This window comes from Mesorhizobium sp. M2A.F.Ca.ET.037.01.1.1 (assembly GCF_003998075.1).
Classification (GTDB): Bacteria; Pseudomonadota; Alphaproteobacteria; order Rhizobiales; family Rhizobiaceae; genus Mesorhizobium.
This window is the reverse complement of record NZ_RZSA01001028.1, coordinates 1-2,219: the sequence shown is the minus strand read 5'-3', so window position 1 is coordinate 2,219 and position 2,219 is coordinate 1. Positions and strand designations below refer to the sequence as shown.

At 60.8% G+C, this 2,219-nt stretch carries 1 protein-coding gene and 1 pseudogene; both read right to left on the bottom strand.

The features are described 5' to 3' along the window. Window positions 1-296: 296 nt before the first annotated feature. Window positions 297-1,472, bottom strand: a pseudogene (locus EOA27_RS32925) (IS110 family transposase). Window positions 1,473-1,627: 155 nt separating this feature from the next. Further along, on the bottom strand, window positions 1,628-2,219 hold a 592-nt coding region (locus tag EOA27_RS32920; protein WP_127258351.1), incomplete at its 5' end, for an aminotransferase class III-fold pyridoxal phosphate-dependent enzyme.

Here is a 2,219-nt window from a genome sequence, read left to right as displayed (position 1 = left end):
ACGTTCCTCAGCTATGGAGGAGTACGTGATGTTCAAGGGCCGTCATTTCGACCAGTCGGTGATCCTCCTGTGCGTGCGCTGGTACCTGGCCTCACATGGGCTTCTTGGGGTCAAGGGTTAAATTCAGCAACGCATGAGCAGAACTCCAGGACTGTTTCGGCATCCCGCTTGCGGCGGGCAAGGGCTCAGGAGGAGGAAACCATTCTACAAAACGGCATTCAGGCCATGCCAGGTATCGGTTCATCCACCTGGATCGGCCAGGACTGATCGGGTCCTGGCCGATTACGGGATTAGGGTCAAACAGCCTTCATCACGGCGCCTTCGATCACGATGCCGGCGGTCACATACTTCCAGAGTGCGACTAGTAGCTTGCGGGCGAGCGCCACAATCATTGTCTTACGCATCCGCCCGCCGTTTTGCTGGACGCGTCCACGGAACCAGAGAGCAAGCGCCGATTGCGGTTGATGGCGCAGCCATAGCCAGGCGAGTTGAACCATCGTCGTTCGCAGCCGCGGATTGCCTGATTTCGACACGCCTTGCTCACGATCGACCGATCCGCTTTGCCAAGGCGTCGGCGCAAGGCCGGCGTAGGCCGCCACTTGCCGACGGTTGTCGAAATGGCGGAACAACCCTTCCGACCAAAGCATGGCGGCGAACTCCGGTCCGATGCCCTTCACGTCTAGCAACATCGCCGCCGAGGTGGGTGTTGCCGTGTCTTGCGCCTCGGCCAGGAACGCGGCTCGCTCCGCCTCCACGGCCTTGACTTGCTCAAGAAGCAGTTCCAACCGATCGAGTTCGCGGCATATCTGCGCTTTGAGATGCGCTGGCAGCACTCGGCCATCGCCGGTCCGCAGTTCCTCAAGCCGTGCCCGCCGATCGCGGCGCAGCGGTTCGTATCCGGAGATGCCCTGTGCAAACAACAATCCCTTAATACGGTTGACGTGGCTCACCCGTTCGCCGGTTAGCACCTTGCGCTCTCGAGTAATGCGACGGCGGTCTTCCTCTTTCCGGCTGGGGGGCCTTGACCATCGCGCACACCCGCGGCTCGCCGCGCTTGTAGGCCAGCAGCGCCCGCACATGGGCTTCGCCGTCGATCCTGTCGGTCTTCGCCCGCCGGCGACGCCGAGAGGTCGCGATCGAGGCGGGATCGACGACGTGGCTTTCGATCCCTTCAGCCTGCAGTACGCGGTGGAGCCAGAACCCGTCGAGACCGGCTTCCTGGATTACAATGATCGGAAGGTGTCGTTCCGTTCGCGATAGCGCCTTCTCACGAAGCCACGAAAGGCGCGCCAGCAGCCCGGCGACATCGCCGCCGCTCACGGCATGCTTCGACAACTTCTCTCCTTTGCCCGGCGACAGCGAAGTGATCACCCAGCTTGACCGGCTCAGTTCCAATGAAATGAGACGAAAATCGCGCAGAGATTGGTGCGGATGGCGGTCGGTGCTTCGGATCGGTCAGTTGAAATATGCATGGTCGTCTCCACAGGGTTGGTTCAGCAACCTCACTCTGTCAGAGAGCCGGTCGCTATCCACCCGCCCAAGGAATCTACAATCTGAGCCTGCGCGATCTGGAAGAGATGTTTCTCCTCAGTGAGATCCCTGACGACCATGATGCACGATTCACCTCTCAAGCTGCCGTATTCACTGCGCTGCCGATCACGCTGTCGATCGCCTGCTCGAGGATGTCGAGGCCTTGGCTAAGCTGATCCTCCCCAATGACGAGAGGTGGCAGACACTTCACGACCTCGGCATTGGGACCAGCGGTCTCGACAATGAGGCCCCTCTGGAAAGCGATCCTGACGACCTGACCGGCAACCTCGCCGGACTTCAGATCGATACCCCGCATCATGCCCCGGCCCTTGGTTGACGCTCGCCCTGGGTCGTACTTCTGCGCGACCTGATCAAGGCGGCCTTTCAGCAAATTGCCTTTCTCCCTGACGGACGCTGCCAAGCTATCCGTGCGCCAAAAGTGCTCGAGAGCTGCGCGCGCCGTGACAAAAGCATGGCAGTTGCCGCGGAAGGTTCCGTTGTGCTCTCCGGGCTCCCACTTATCGAGTTGCCGATCGATTAGAACGAGGGCCATAGGCAGGCCATAGCCCGATATCGATTTGGCCATTGTGACGATGTCCGGCCGGAGACCGGCCGCCTCGAAGCTGAAGAACGCATCGGTCCGGCCAACGCCGACCTGGATGTCGTCTACGATCAGCAGAGCTCCGTGT